Source organism: Pseudomonas sp. JL27(2026) (genome assembly GCF_056933555.1).
Genome location: NZ_CM167794.1, coordinates 2671967 through 2685644 on the forward strand (window position 1 = coordinate 2671967; position 13678 = coordinate 2685644).

General features: G+C 59.9%; 11 protein-coding genes. 6 read left to right on the forward strand and 5 right to left on the reverse strand.

Annotation, left to right across the window (positions count from 1 at the left end; all coding sequences use genetic code 11):
• The first annotated feature begins 125 nt into the window (after positions 1 to 125).
• Positions 126 to 1406, forward strand: a complete 1281-nt coding sequence (locus AC1Z1G_RS12190) for a serine/threonine transporter (protein ID WP_483627247.1) — start codon at positions 126 to 128, stop codon at positions 1404 to 1406.
• Here AC1Z1G_RS12190 and AC1Z1G_RS12195 read toward each other — a convergent pair.
• From AC1Z1G_RS12195 to AC1Z1G_RS12205, 3 genes are all read right to left on the reverse strand, one after another.
• Positions 1403 to 2050: an acyl-homoserine-lactone synthase gene (locus AC1Z1G_RS12195; RefSeq protein ID WP_483627249.1), complete on the reverse strand. Its 648-nt coding sequence runs from the start codon at positions 2048 to 2050 to the stop codon at positions 1403 to 1405. The genes AC1Z1G_RS12190 and AC1Z1G_RS12195 overlap by 4 nt on opposite strands.
• Before the next feature lie 31 nt (positions 2051 to 2081).
• Positions 2082 to 2807 (reverse strand): autoinducer binding domain-containing protein, encoded by a 726-nt coding sequence (locus AC1Z1G_RS12200; protein ID WP_483627250.1) that lies wholly within the window; start codon positions 2805 to 2807, stop codon positions 2082 to 2084.
• A gap of 117 nt (positions 2808 to 2924) precedes the next feature.
• Positions 2925 to 4196, reverse strand: a complete 1272-nt coding sequence (locus tag AC1Z1G_RS12205; RefSeq protein ID WP_483627251.1) for a glycosyltransferase — start codon at positions 4194 to 4196, stop codon at positions 2925 to 2927.
• 292 nt (positions 4197 to 4488) lie between these two features.
• Here AC1Z1G_RS12205 and AC1Z1G_RS12210 point away from each other — a divergent pair, with 292 nt between their 5' ends.
• Positions 4489 to 6135, forward strand: a complete 1647-nt coding sequence (locus tag AC1Z1G_RS12210; protein WP_483627252.1) for a SulP family inorganic anion transporter — start codon at positions 4489 to 4491, stop codon at positions 6133 to 6135.
• 51 nt (positions 6136 to 6186) lie between these two features.
• Here AC1Z1G_RS12210 and acnB read toward each other — a convergent pair whose 3' ends face one another.
• Positions 6187 to 8796, reverse strand: coding sequence for a bifunctional aconitate hydratase 2/2-methylisocitrate dehydratase (gene acnB, locus AC1Z1G_RS12215; protein WP_483627820.1), 2610 nt, complete (start codon positions 8794 to 8796; stop codon positions 6187 to 6189).
• Between the two features lie 404 nt (positions 8797 to 9200).
• Here acnB and AC1Z1G_RS12220 point away from each other — a divergent pair, with 404 nt between their 5' ends.
• Positions 9201 to 9671 carry a DUF1289 domain-containing protein gene (locus AC1Z1G_RS12220; protein WP_483627254.1) on the forward strand — a complete coding sequence of 157 codons (471 nt, stop codon included), beginning with the start codon at positions 9201 to 9203 and terminating at the stop codon, positions 9669 to 9671.
• A 156-nt stretch (positions 9672 to 9827) separates the two neighbouring features.
• Here AC1Z1G_RS12220 and AC1Z1G_RS12225 read toward each other — a convergent pair whose 3' ends face one another.
• Positions 9828 to 10691 (reverse strand): universal stress protein, encoded by an 864-nt coding sequence (locus AC1Z1G_RS12225; protein ID WP_483627256.1) that lies wholly within the window; start codon positions 10689 to 10691, stop codon positions 9828 to 9830.
• 210 nt (positions 10692 to 10901) lie between these two features.
• Here AC1Z1G_RS12225 and AC1Z1G_RS12230 point away from each other — a divergent pair, with 210 nt between their 5' ends.
• The 3 genes from AC1Z1G_RS12230 (at position 10902) to AC1Z1G_RS12240 (ending at position 13672) form a co-directional block, all read left to right on the forward strand.
• Positions 10902 to 11522, forward strand: a complete 621-nt coding sequence (locus AC1Z1G_RS12230; protein ID WP_483627258.1) for a MiaE family protein — start codon at positions 10902 to 10904, stop codon at positions 11520 to 11522.
• 155 nt (positions 11523 to 11677) lie between these two features.
• Positions 11678 to 12385: a winged helix-turn-helix domain-containing protein gene (locus tag AC1Z1G_RS12235; RefSeq protein ID WP_483627260.1), complete on the forward strand. Its 708-nt coding sequence runs from the start codon at positions 11678 to 11680 to the stop codon at positions 12383 to 12385.
• On the forward strand, positions 12386 to 13672 hold the full coding sequence (locus AC1Z1G_RS12240) for an ATP-binding protein (protein ID WP_483627262.1): 1287 nt from the start codon (positions 12386 to 12388) through the stop codon (positions 13670 to 13672).
• Positions 13673 to 13678: the final 6 nt, after the last annotated feature.

The window sequence follows — 13678 nt, forward strand, 5'->3', positions numbered from 1 at the left end:
GTCTTTGCTTCTGTTGATTAATCCCGGACAATCGCGCCCCTGTTACGGCCGGGGCGCTGCCTGTCAGCCTTTTCTGACTCGTCCCGACTGTGTGGCAAATGACCGGAATGCGGAGATCCGACCGGATGAATGATCAGGCCAATAGCGTTGATGAACGCTTTGAAGCGGCGGCACCAGCTAGCCTTGCAAGCTGGAATCGCCATGACACCACCTGGATGCTGGGCCTGTTTGGCACGGCGATTGGTGCGGGTACCCTGTTTTTGCCGATCAACGCAGGCCTGGGCGGTTTCTGGCCGCTGCTGATTCTGGCGGTGTTGGCATTCCCGATGACGTTCTATGCACACCGTGGCCTGACCCGCTTTGTGCTTTCCGGCCGTGAAGGCGCGGACATCACGGAAGTGGTCGAGCAGCATTTCGGGATCAAGGCCGGTGCCCTGATCACCTTGCTGTACTTTTTCGCGATCTTCCCGATCCTGCTGATTTACAGCGTGGCCCTGACTAACACCGTGGGCAGCTTCCTTGAACACCAGTTGCACATCATGCCGCCACCGCGGGCGATCCTGTCGTTCGTGCTGATCCTCGGCCTGCTGGGCGTGGTGCGTTGTGGCGAGCAGGTGATCGTCAAGGCCATGAGCCTGATGGTGTACCCGTTCATCGTTGCGCTGCTGTTTCTGGCGGTGTTCCTGATTCCGCACTGGAATGGCGGCATCCTCACCACGGCAAGCACGCTGCCTGAGCCTTCGGCGCTGATGCATACGCTGTGGCTGGCGATTCCGGTGATGGTGTTCTCGTTCAACCACTCGCCGATCATCTCGGCGTTCGCGGTGGACCAGAAGCGTCGTTATGGTGTTCATGCCCAAGAGCGCAGCTCGCAGATCCTGTCCCGCGCCCACCTGCTGATGGTGGTCATGGTGCTGTTCTTCGTGTTCAGCTGCGTGCTGACCCTGTCGCCGGCCCAACTGGCTGAAGCGAAGGCGCAGAACCTGTCGATTCTGTCGTACCTGGCCAACCACTTCAGCAACCCGACGATCGCCTTCGCGGCACCGTTGATTGCATTCGTGGCCATCTCCAAGTCGTTCCTGGGGCACTACATCGGTGCCAGCGAAGGCCTCAAGGGCTTGATCGTCAAGAGCGGCAAGCGTCCGGCACCCAAGACGCTGGACCGCATGACTGCAGCCTTCATGCTGGTAGTGTGCTGGATCGTCGCCACGCTGAACCCGAGCATCCTGGGCATGATCGAAACCCTGGGCGGGCCGATCATCGCGGCCATCCTGTTCCTGATGCCGATGTATGCGATCCGCAAGGTTCCAGCCATGGCGCGTTATCGCGGCCAGGCCTCCAACGTCTTCGTGACACTGGTGGGCCTGGTAGCGATTTCGGCGTTGATCTACTCGCTGACAGCCTAAGCCTGCGCTCGCTCAGCCTGGTGCGCCAGCGCTGAGCCGGACCGCAGGAATGCCTGATTGAGCGAAGTAACGGCCGCTGACTGCGCATGAAGCGCGGCGCGGCCGTTTTTTTGGTAGGCAGGAAAGCTCAGCGCCACCACGTCATCGCGGTTTACCCGCTGTGGCTGGCCGAGTCGACGCAGTTGCACGCCATGGTGCAGGAAGTAGCGTTCCAGCGAAGGGGTGGTGACTGCCACGACCTCGGTTGCTCCCAGCGACCAGGCGCTGTGCAGGCTGTTCCAGAACACCCGCATGGGCAGTTTTCCGTTCTCAAGTGCGCTGGCGGCAAACCGCGAGACCTCCCAGGTATCGCTACGCCGGGGGATGGCCTGATCGCACAAAAAACCAAACACGTCGGACAGCAGGTACGGTTGAGTGGTCGGTAACAGGCGGGCGCAGCCGTGGACATGCTGGTCGCGGTCCAGAGCGATGATGTAGCGTGTATCGGCATGGTCGAACTGGTCGAACTCACGGTCCGGCAATGGGCTGCTGGTGTTCAATTCCCAGCCCAGTTGCTTGATAAAAACGTTGTGCCGGTAACGGCCGAGGTCGTCATGCAACGCAGGCGTGAGCTCCTGACGATGCCGTGATATCACGGTAATCATGGGTCGATATCCTTATCGTTTGGGTGTGGCGCTAGATCAAGCCCAGCGCGGCGCCATAGGCTGCTGCGAGGGTTTTATTGGCAGCGCCGAATTTTTTCTGAATGATCTTCAAGTGAAAGTTCACGGTGTTCACCGAGATACCGAGGATCAGCGCAATTTCCCCCGAACTTTTACCGTCGGCGGTCCATTGCAGTATTTCCCGCTCGCGCAGGCTTAGCTCGATGAGTTCCGACGTCGTCTGTTGATGGCCGATGTCGGCCAGGCGGGAGTTCAGTATTTCGATGATGCAGTGCAGGCGCAGGCGTATGTACTCGCACTCTGCCGCCCCGATGGGGGTGTAGGTGCGAGCCAGTGACAGTACGCTCAAGGTGTTGTTGGGTGAGCGCATCGGTAAAGTCACCCCGATTCGCAGCCCCCAGTCTTGCGCCTCGCGCCATAAACTCGGGCTGTTCTCGAACAGCGCATCGTCCCAGCGCATCATTTGGGTCGAGCGCAGCCCGTTCACGATCGACGGATCGATTGCCGCGTAGTTGTGCTGGTGATAATGCTCCAGCCAATGCTTGGGGTATGAGCCGCAGATGTCGGTTTTCGGGCGGGTGAAGGGGACCGAATGGCGTACACCGTAAGCATAATAATCAAAACCCAGCCGCTGAACTTCTTGTTCCAGAAGCGCAAAAATCTGTGGGGCTTCGTCTCGCTTGAGCATCTCCAAGCGCAGGTCATTCCACCAGTGCATGAAGCCTGATTCTTTTTCCATGATCGTCGTCCTGCTGCCGTGCTTCCGTGCACAGGAGGAAATCTAGTTCACGACGACCGTCTGTCAATTGTTCAAGGCATCAAAATTTAAATAGTAAGCGCTCTAGCGTGGGCCTCTTCATGACGCCGTCTGCAGTAGGCGTGGTTTTGTTGGGGGGCGGCAGCGTTCGATGATGCTGGCTGCATGCTCGCAGGCCAGCATGGCGGGCGTTGAAAGTTGTCGAGTGCGGGCGCAGGCCGCCACCATGCGAGCGTCCTCCAGCAGGTCGATCAAGGCGTCACGCAGGCGGGCTTCGTCCAGTGGCAAGGTCAGTTTGATGCCGCACCCCATGCGTACCAGCCGTTCGGCATTGTCGAACTGATCATGGGCGGTCGGCATGACGACTTGTCCGACACCGGCGGCCAGCGCCAGGCTCATGATTCCGATTGCGCCCGAATGCACCAGGCCCGCCGTGTGCGGCAACAGGGCCGTCATGGGCGCGTGCTCGCGCTGTAACACGCTCAAGGGCAGGCGTTTGAGGGGCGTGCGCTGCTCGCCGAGGAAAATCCCCCGCGCCCCGAGTTTTTGCAGGACGGACAGGGCCATGGGGTAGAAGTGCTCGTCGAAGTGCCGGGCCGAACCCGGTGCGAAAACAATCGGTGGCTGACCTGCGCGAAGAAAGGCCTGTAGTTCGTCGTCAAGGGTCTCGTCGGTATGCTCGGACTGCGGGAAACCGGCCATGTGCAGCGGCTGCGGCCAGTCTTGCTGGACCGGGGCGAACCACTCGGGAAACAGGCAGATGACACCGTCAGGCGCGTGCATCCACTGACTGAACACCTGCTTCACTGTGCCCTGCAAACCTTTTTTGTGACGCAGGGCATTGATCTGTGGCGCACATGTGCGATCCAGCCTGATGTACTCAATCACGCGGCAGAGCATTTTGCGCAAGGCCAGCGGAATGCCCTGCGCAACCTTGAACCTGGGGTGTACTGGCGGCAGGTGAGCGGAGATCAGCGTGAAGGGCGATACCTGCACCGAAAGGTAAGGCATGCCGAATTTTTCCTGGGCGACCCGCGCGCCCAGCGCCCATAACGAACCCACGACGACGATGTCATCGTGTCGCCGGGCAGCAATGTACTCATAGACTGGTTCAAGCATGCCCGAGAGGGCTTTCCACCGTGTGGCGAACGAGGTCCTGGAATCCTGGATTTTCGAGTGGTTCGTGGCCGTGTTACCGGTCGTTTCGTCGCAGATCGCGACAAACTCCAGGCCGTTGTTTTCAATCATCGAGGCAAATGCCGGCAGGCTGCACACCGTCACAGGGTGCCCACGGCGCACCAGTGCATTAGCCAGGCTGATGAAGGGGGGGACGTCCCCCTCTGAACCGATGGCGATCATGATAATGCGCATAACTCCTCCTTGAGTTGCAGCGCCGGATCGATGTGCAAGCGTGTCTGCGGGTCGCGTGCAGCAGGAGGAATTCTTATCCGCAGGCCGGGTCAGGACAACTACCTGATCTGGTAGCCGTGCGCGTGTACGGGGGCAAACTCTGCCGTTGGTCGGCGATGGGCGGATTAGACGCTACACTCCCTCACCGACCTGAAAAGGCCCGACTGGAGACCCTACATGGCTCGCGAACACTCGCCACAGACCCTTGCGCCTCATGGGGAGGCCTGCCTGTCAGCGGGCCGGGGAGGTCCGATTGCCGGCTGAGCCTTCCAGCGTCCGTGATCGGCCGAACCGTTGGCAGGACCTGTTGGCAGGGTTGTCGATTGCCGGTTTACTGCTGCCCGAAGCGGTCGCTTACTCGAGTATTGCCGCGTTGGCGCCCCAGGCGGGCGTCATTGCGTTGTTCGCCGGGTTGTTGTGCTATGGACTGCTGGGTACCAGCCGGTTTGCCATTGTCTCGGCGACCTCGTCTTCGGCGGCAGTGCTGGCGGCGGCCAGCATGACGCTGTCAGGTGGTGATCCGGCGCTGCGCTCCACGCTGGCTTTCGGCCTGGTGTTGGTCACCGGCGGGTTCTTTTTACTGGCTGGGTTGTTCCGGCTCGGCAGCGTCACGTCCTTTATTGCCAAACCGGTGCTGCGTGGGTTTGCCTTTGGCCTGGCGCTGACAATCATCCTCAAGCAGTTCGCCAGTGTGGTCGGTGTGCACGTGAGTGACGCTAACCTGATCCGCTTTTTGCCTCAGTTACTGGAACAGTTGCCCCAGTGGAACTGGGCGGGCGCGGGTGTCGCGGCGGTGGCGCTGATGTTGTTGTGGCTCTTCGCACGGTTCCGGCGTTGGCCCGGTGGATTGCTGGTGGTAATGATCGGTATCGCGGCGGGTCAATGGCTGAATCTGCCGGATCATGGCGTTCCGCTGATAGGTGTGATCGATCTCAGCCTGGAGGTGCCACGGCTGCCGGTGCTGCCCTTTGCCGATTGGTTGCGCCTGGGGGAGTTGGGGTTTGCCATGGTGATGATTCTTTACGCAGAGTCCTACGGCTCAATCAGCGCCTTCGCACTCAAGCATGGTGACCGAGTGACTTCCAACCGGGACTTGCTGGCCCTTGGCGCGGCCAATCTGCTGTCCGGGCTGTTCCATGGCATGCCGGCCGGGGCGGGGTACTCCGCGACGTCCGCCAATGAAGCGGCGGGCGCGACCTCACGCTTGGCCGGTGGGCTGGCGGCGCTGGTGGTGTTGCTGATTGTGCTGACAGTATTGCCCTACATCGCCTTGACCCCGGAGCCGGTGCTGGCGGCGATTGTCATGCATGCGCTGGGCCGTGGCCTGAGCTTGCAGCCGTTGGGTCGTTACTTTATCTGGCGCCGTGATCGCCTGCTGGTGATCTGCGCCGTGGCAGCAGTGCTGGTGCTCGGGGTGCTGGACGGTCTGTTGCTGGCGGTGGCGATCAGTGTGTTGCTGATGCTCAAGCAGATGTCGGCGGCGGATATCCAGATCCTCGGGCAGATCGGCGGCGGACACGACTTTGTCGACCTGCAGCGCCATCCATTGGCCAAACCGGTGCCGGGCGTGCTGATTGTCCGGCCGAGCGAGGCGCTGTTCTTCGCCAACGCCGAGCGGATTCTGGGGGCGGCATTACGGCTGGTCCGACATAGCGAGGTGCCGATTCATACGGTAATTCTCAGCCTGGAAGAGTCGCCGGACCTGGACGGTACCAGTATCGAAGCGCTGGAGGAGTTCTTCCTTCGTGTGCACCTTGAAGGCAAGCGCCTAGTGCTGGCTCGCCTCAAGCATGAAGCACTGAGCGTGCTGGCCGCATTGCCGGAGGTCGAGCGGTCGCAGGTCAGCCTCAGCGGTCTGAGTGTGGACGGTGCGGTACAAAAGGCGGAACGCCAGGCATAAAAAAACGCCGCTCATCGTGCGATGGGCGGCGTTTTTTATAGCGCTGTAACGTTAGGCTTGAACGACCGGAATGTTGGCGTTCGCTGCAGCTTCACGGAACTCGGCGATCTGGTCGAAACTCAGGTAGCGATACACATCGCTGGCCATGGTGTCGATTTCCTTCGCGTAAACCATGTACTCCTCGACGGTCGGCAGGCGACCCAGGATGGACGCCACCGACGCCAACTCGGCCGAAGCCAGGTAAACGTTGGCACCATCGCCCAGACGGTTCGGGAAGTTACGGGTCGAGGTGGAGACTACGGTGGAGTTCGGTTCTACGCGTGCCTGGTTACCCATGCACAGCGAGCAGCCCGGCATTTCCATGCGTGCGCCAGCCTTGCCGTAGATGCCGTAGTAGCCTTCTTCGGTCAGTTGGTGAGCGTCCATCTTGGTCGGTGGCGACAGCCACAGACGGGTTGGCAGCTGTCCCTTGACCTGATCCAGCAGTTTACCGGCAGCGCGGAAGTGACCGATGTTGGTCATGCACGAACCGATGAACACTTCGTCGATCTTCTCGCCAGCAACGCTGGACAGCAGACGGGCGTCGTCCGGATCGTTCGGCGCGCAGAGCACAGGCTCCTTGATGTCGGCCAGGTCGATTTCGATGGTTTCAGCGTATTCGGCGTCAGCATCGGCAACCATCAGCTCAGGGTTGGCGATCCAGGCTTCCATCGCTTGAGCACGACGTTCCAGGGTACGCGCATCGCCGTAGCCTTCGCCGATCATCCAGCGCAGCAGGGTGATGTTGGAGCTCAGGTACTCGGTGATCGACTCTTTCGACAGCTTGATGGTGCAACCGGCAGCGGAGCGCTCGGCCGAGGCGTCGGACAGCTCGAAAGCCTGTTCGATGCTCAGGTTGTCCAGGCCTTCGATTTCCAGGATGCGGCCGGAGAAGGCGTTCTTCTTGCCTTTCTTCTCTACGGTCAGCAGGCCAGCCTGGATCGCGTAGTAAGGAATGGCGTGAACCAGGTCACGCAGGGTGACGCCCGGTTGCATTTTGCCTTTGAAGCGCACCAGGATCGATTCCGGCATGTCCAGTGGCATCACGCCAGTGGCTGCGGCGAACGCGACCAGGCCGGAGCCGGCCGGGAACGAGATGCCCATCGGGAAGCGGGTGTGCGAGTCACCACCGGTGCCGACGGTGTCCGGCAGCAGCATGCGGTTCAGCCAGCTGTGAATGATGCCGTCGCCCGGACGCAGGGAAACGCCGCCGCGGGTCATGATGAAGTCGGGCAGGGTGTGGTGAGTGGTGACGTCGATCGGCTTCGGATAAGCAGCGGTGTGGCAGAAGGACTGCATTACCAGGTCGGTCGAGAAGCCCAGGCATGCCAGGTCTTTCAGTTCGTCACGGGTCATCGGGCCAGTGGTGTCCTGGGAGCCGACGGTGGTCATTTTCGGCTCGCAGTACGTACCTGGGCGAACGCCTTTGCCTTCTGGCAGGCCACAAGCCTTGCCGACCATTTTCTGTGCCAGGGTGAAGCCCTTGCCGGTGTCGACAGGTGCTTCAGGCAGTTTGAACAGGTCGGTAGGGCCCAGGCCCAATTCGGCACGGGCCTTGTCGGTCAGGCCGCGGCCGATGATCAGCGGGATACGGCCGCCAGCACGAACTTCGTCCAACAGCACCGGGGTCTTCATTTCGAAGGTGGTCAGGACTTCGTCAGTGCCGTGTTTGCAGACTTTGCCAGCATGCGGGTACAGGTCGATCACGTCGCCCATGTGCATGTTGGTGACGTCGAATTCGATTGGCAGTGCGCCAGCATCTTCCATGGTGTTGTAGAAGATCGGAGCGATTTTGCTGCCGAAGCAGAAACCGCCGGAGCGCTTGTTCGGTACGTAAGGAACGTCGTCGCCGAAGAACCACAGCACCGAGTTGGTGGCCGATTTACGCGACGAACCGGTACCGACCACGTCACCGACGTAGGCGATCGGGAAGCCGTCGTTGCGCATCTGCTCGATTTGTTTCATCGGGCCGATGGAGCCTTGTACGTCAGGAACGATGCCGTCACGGGCCATTTTCAGCATGGCCAGGGCGTGCAGCGGGATGTCCGGGCGGGACCAGGCATCAGGCGCAGGGGAGAGGTCGTCGGTGTTGGTTTCGCCGGTGACCTTGAACACGCGCAGGCTGATCTTGTCGGCCAGGGTCGGACGGTTCTTGAACCATTCGCCGTCAGCCCAGGATTGCAGTACGCCTTGGGCGTGAGCATTGCCGTTCTTGGCTTTTTCCGCAACGTCGTGGAAAGCATCGAACATCAGCAGGGTGTGCTTGAGTTCTTTGGCGGCTACTGGTGCCAGTTCGGCGTCGTCCAGCAGATTAACCAGAGTCACGATGTTATAGCCGCCCTGCATGGTGCCGAGCAGTTCAACAGCGCGTTTCTTGTCGATCAGAGGGGATTTTGCTTCGCCTTTGGCGAGGGCAGACAGGAAGCCGGCCTTTACATAGGCTGCTTCGTCCACGCCAGGTGGAACGCGATTGGTGATCAGGTCCAGCAGAACAGCTTCTTCGCCTGCCGGGGGATTCTTCAGCAGCTCGACCAGGCCTGCAGTTTGTTCGGCGTTAAGCGGCTGGGGAACGATACCCAGTGCTGCACGCTCTTCGATATGTTTGCGGTAGGCTTCAAGCACAGTTATTACCCTCATCAGTGGTCCCAAATGGGTGTCCGGGACGCTCATCCAGAAACTCACGGCGCTCAGCGCTTGGGGGCTTTTTGAGCCGCAAAGCCTGAGTTGCCGGAATTCCTCACAGAAGCTGCTTTCAAAGTTTTACGCCTGCAGAACGGAGCTGATGAGGGTTGGCGCTGAGTTTTCCCCGCTGGAAAGACTCCTCGCCAACACCGCTCTGAAGGAACGACTGTGCTCGTGACGCTTTGAAAACAGCTTCTAACGGACATTGGCGCCTTAAAAGGCTGGCTGATTCTACGGCAAAAAAAATCTAAAGGTAAGTTGGCCCCTGAAGTTTGAGGGGTGATCAATGTTAGACAAAGGGCTAACATGCCGACCTGTTTTGCTTTCTCGCGTTTTGCCTACCTATGCCCAATCAGACCATCAAGACTCCCTGCATCGGCCTCTGCTCCACTGTTTACGGTGATCTGGTGTGCCGTGGCTGCAAGCGCTTCCACCATGAAGTGATTCACTGGAACGGTTACAACGAGGAAGAAAAGCGCGCGGTGTGGCTGCGTCTTGAGCAGTTGCTGGTGCAGGTAATGGCCGGGAAACTGGAAATTTTCGATCCCGCACGGCTGCGCCTGCAACTGGAACAACGAAAAATCCGCTTCGTGCCCCATCAATCGCCCTACTGCTGGGCGTATCAACTGATCGCCCGCGGTGCGCGGGTGATCAACCAGTTGGAGGCTTACGGCATGGTGTTGTTGCCGGAGTTTCGCGATTGGAACCTGCCCGAGTTGCGCGACGCCATTGATCGGGAATTCTTCCTGCTGTCCGAAGCGCATTACCAGCGCTACATCGCGCCGGGGTTCCTCAAGGATGCGTTTGGCGACTAGATGCGAAACCTGTGGCGAGGACGCTTGCTCCCGCTCGGCTGCGTAGCAGTCGCAAATCGGCCAACGAGTGTTATTTGATACACCGCGCCAGCCGATTCAGGGTCGCCTCGCAACCTAACGGGAGCAAGCTCCCTCGCCACACATGCGGGGTGCATCTCAATGCTGGGTCGCCAACTCCCCCAGGTGATCCATCATTTCCTGGGGCTTGAGCACCAGCACGTCGCTTTCCAGTGAGTCGAGTACCACCTCGGCGGTGTTGCCGATCAGCGCGCCCGAGAACCCGGTGCGTGCCACGGTGCCGATGACCGTCACGGCGGCCTGCAATTTATGCGCAATGTGGGGAATCAGCACGTCCGCCGGACCTTCTTCGATGTGCAGGTGGTCGTCGTCGATGTCGAATTCAGCCTGGAACGCTTTGCACTGCTCGCGGTAGCGGGCTTCGATGGTTTCCTTGAGCTGGAATACCGGGTCGGCTGCCGAGAGCATCGGCGAGGGATGTGCACTGATCACATGCAGGTGAGCCTTGGCCAGGTGCGCGATGTCGAAGCCGTGATCGACAATGGTGGCGTGCAACACGCGGTGTTCCGGGTCGCTGTTACCCACATCAATGGCGGCAAGAATGGTCCCGCCAGCCCACGGCGTGGCGGTTTTCACCAGCAGCACCGGGCTCGGGCACTGGCGCAACAGCTTCCAGTCAGCCGGGGTCAGCAGGGCTTTTTTCAGCGGGTTATCGGGGAAGTGCTGTTTGATCACCAGCCCGCAGCCTTCGGCTTGCTGCACCTCGATAATGGTTTCGTGCAGGCTTTCGTTCCACGCCTGTTCGGTGGTGACGCTATGGCCTTCCTCCTGGAGGCTGGCCTTGAGTACGCTCAACAGCGCCGAATGATCATGTTTCTTGTCGCAGACCAGCAAATGCAGGTGTGCCTGGGTCACCCCGGCGATCAGCTTGGCGCGTTTGAGGGCGAGGCTTTCGGCCGGCGTAGGCTCGATGACCACCAGGATACTGCGGATAGCTTGCATGATCGGGATCTCCGATGAATGAAAAGACGCTGCGTTGCACAACTATAGTTGCTGCTCGTGAACACGGGTCTTGATGCATATCAAGTGCGGTGGCTGGTGGTCTGCCGGCAGGCCGGTATAATCGGCGGCCTTCGCTGTGAACCCTTTTCTCGTGAGCCTCATGTTACTGATCCCTGAAATCATCGCTGTCCTGTTGTGTGGTGCTGCCCAATGATCCTTCCTGAAATCCATGAATTTCTCGGCTGCCGCACGCCGCAGGGGTGGGTCGAGGCCGCGCTGGCGGATCAGGAAACCTTGCTGATCGACCACAAGAACTGCGAGTTCAAGGCGGCCAGCACGGCGCTGAGCCTGATTGCCAAGTATCACTCCCATGTTGACCTGATCAACCTGATGTCGCGTCTGGCCCGGGAAGAACTGGTGCATCACGAGCAAGTCATGCGCTTGATGAAAAAACGCAAGATCGAACTGCGGCAACTGTCCGCCGGGCGCTACGCCTCGGGCCTGCGCAAAGTGGTGCGTAGCCATGAACCGGTGAAACTGGTGGACACCCTGGTGGTCGGTGCGTTTATCGAGGCGCGCAGTTGCGAGCGCTTCGAAGCGCTGGTGCCGCATCTGGACGAGGAACTGGGCAAGTTCTACTTCGGCCTGTTGAAAAGCGAGGCCCGGCACTTTCAGGGCTACCTGAAGCTGGCCTATCAGTATGGTGACGCCAAGGACATCGCCCAGGTGATCGAAAGAGTCCGCGCGACGGAGCAGGAACTCATCGAGTCGCCGGATGTGGAGTTCCGTTTCCACAGCGGTGTGCCGACCGTTCAGGCAACAGGCCTGTAAAAGAAAACCGGCCAATTGTTAAAAACTCTTAAGAACATGAAAGATCACTGAAAACCGGCCCTTGTGGCCGGTTTTTGCCGTGTGAGGTGGCCGTTGGGAGAGGGATTGGCGCCTATAATGCGCGCTTTCTCTCATCGGCTTACAGACTGGCATTTATGGATAATCAGGGGCTAGGCAAGGTATTGCTGGTTGAAGACGACGAAAGGCTTGCGACGCTGATCGCGCACTTTCTGTTGCAACATGGCTTTGAGGTCATGACCGTGCATCGGGGCGATCTGGCGCTGGCGGCGTTTCTCGATTTCAAACCGAAAATCGTCGTGCTCGACCTGATGCTGCCGGGCCAGAGCGGTTTGCACGTGTGCCGCGAGATTCGTAGCGTTTCGCAGGCGCCAATTGTCATCCTGACCGCCAAGGAAGACGACCTGGACCACATCCTGGGCCTGGAGTCCGGCGCCGATGATTATGTGATCAAACCGATCAAGCCACCGGTTTTGCTGGCTCGCCTGCGTGCCTTGCAGCGGCGACAGCTTCCTGAAACCACTGTGCGTGGCTCCCTGGCGTTCGGCAACCTGTCGATTGACCGCAGTTGTCGCGAAGTACGGTTGGCGGGCGAGGCCATCGAGCTGACGACCATGGAATTCGAATTGCTGTGGTTGCTGGCCAGTGCGGCGGGCAAGATTCTGTCGCGCGATGACATCCTCAATCGCATGCGCGGGATTGCCTTCGATGGCCTCAACCGCAGTGTCGACGTTTACATCAGCAAGTTGCGCGGCAAACTCAAGGACAACCCTCGGGAGCCGGTGTGCATCAAGACCATCTGGGGCAAGGGTTACTTGTTTAACCCGTTCGCCTGGGAGCTGTAAATGCTGCGTCTTTTCTGTGGGCTTTTTCTCGTTCTGGCGTTTGGCATGGTGGCGGCGCTTGAGGTGGTCGACCGCACGTTTAACCTGTTGCTCGACGGCACGCTGCAAACCTACAACCGCGATGCCATGAGAGGCCCGGCGTATTCGCTGGTGCAGCAACTTCGGCCCCTCGATGAGTCGGGCCGCGAGCAGCAGTTGCAGGCACTCAAGCCCCATTACGGCTTGCAGCTGCAACTGGTGCGGCGCGAAGAGCTGGCGCTGGATACGGGGGAAAAGGCTTTGCTTGATGAGGGGCATCTGGTGATCCGGGACAAGTACACGCAGTTCATCTCGGGCATCGACAACGGTCCGCAGTTGCTCAGCATCAAGCTCCCCGCAGAGCCCAACATGAACTCGTTCTACCTGATCGCGGCGTACACCATGCTCGGGGTGTTGCTGGGGATCGTGCTGTTCTTTTGGGTTCGCCCGCATTGGCGTGACCTGGAGAAGCTGCGACTGGCGGCGCAACGCTTCGGTGACAACGACCTGAGCTCACGTATCCAGCTCTCGAAGCGCTCGAACATTCGCGACCTGGCTGAACACTTCAATCAAATGGCCGCCCGTATCGAAGGCTTGATCGCCAATCAGCGCGAGCTGACCAATGCGGTTTCCCATGAGCTGCGTACGCCGATTACGCGATTGTCGTTTGAACTCGATCAGCTCAAACAGCTGTCCGACCCTCAAGCGAAACGTGAGCTGATCGCCGACATGTACGCCGACCTTGGCGAGCTGGAGGAAATGGTTTCGGAGCTGTTGACCTACGCCAGCCTTGAACGCCACGCCACGGTGGTCAATCGCGAAAACATTCAGGCCCAGAGCTGGCTCGACAGCGTTGTGGGCAGTGTCTCTCTGGAAGCCGAGGCGGCGGGGGTTGTGTTGTCGATCCGTGCCTGTGAGGTCGACTCGATCTGCATCGAACCGCGGTTCATGGCCAGGGCGGTGATCAACCTGCTGCGCAACGCCATTCGGTATGCGGACCAGCGTGTGGAAGTGTCGCTGGTGCTGGGTGAGCAGGGTTACGAAGTGCTGGTCAATGACGACGGGCCGGGAGTGCCGCTTGAAGGGCGCGAGAAAATCTTCGAACCGTTCGCTCGGCTGGACGCCAGCCGTGACCGCCGTACCGGTGGTTTCGGGCTGGGGCTGGCGCTGGTCAGGCGAGTCTCGCAAGGGCACGGTGGCAAGGTTGAAGTCGGCGATTCGCCTTGGGGCGGGGCATCGTTTCGCATGACCTGGGCGGCTGCCGATTGAGGCGGC

Coding starts and splice junctions, on each gene's coding strand:
- AC1Z1G_RS12230 (WP_483627258.1), top strand. CDS start 10,902: ATGATCCTTCCTGAAATCCATGAATTTCTCGGCTGCCGCACGCCGCAG.
- AC1Z1G_RS12195 (WP_483627249.1), bottom strand. CDS start 2,050: ATGATTACCGTGATATCACGGCATCGTCAGGAGCTCACGCCTGCGTTG.
- AC1Z1G_RS12200 (WP_483627250.1), bottom strand. CDS start 2,807: ATGGAAAAAGAATCAGGCTTCATGCACTGGTGGAATGACCTGCGCTTG.
- AC1Z1G_RS12220 (WP_483627254.1), top strand. CDS start 9,201: ATGCCCAATCAGACCATCAAGACTCCCTGCATCGGCCTCTGCTCCACT.
- AC1Z1G_RS12235 (WP_483627260.1), top strand. CDS start 11,678: ATGGATAATCAGGGGCTAGGCAAGGTATTGCTGGTTGAAGACGACGAA.
- AC1Z1G_RS12205 (WP_483627251.1), bottom strand. CDS start 4,196: ATGCGCATTATCATGATCGCCATCGGTTCAGAGGGGGACGTCCCCCCC.
- AC1Z1G_RS12190 (WP_483627247.1), top strand. CDS start 126: ATGAATGATCAGGCCAATAGCGTTGATGAACGCTTTGAAGCGGCGGCA.
- AC1Z1G_RS12240 (WP_483627262.1), top strand. CDS start 12,386: ATGCTGCGTCTTTTCTGTGGGCTTTTTCTCGTTCTGGCGTTTGGCATG.
- AC1Z1G_RS12225 (WP_483627256.1), bottom strand. CDS start 10,691: ATGCAAGCTATCCGCAGTATCCTGGTGGTCATCGAGCCTACGCCGGCC.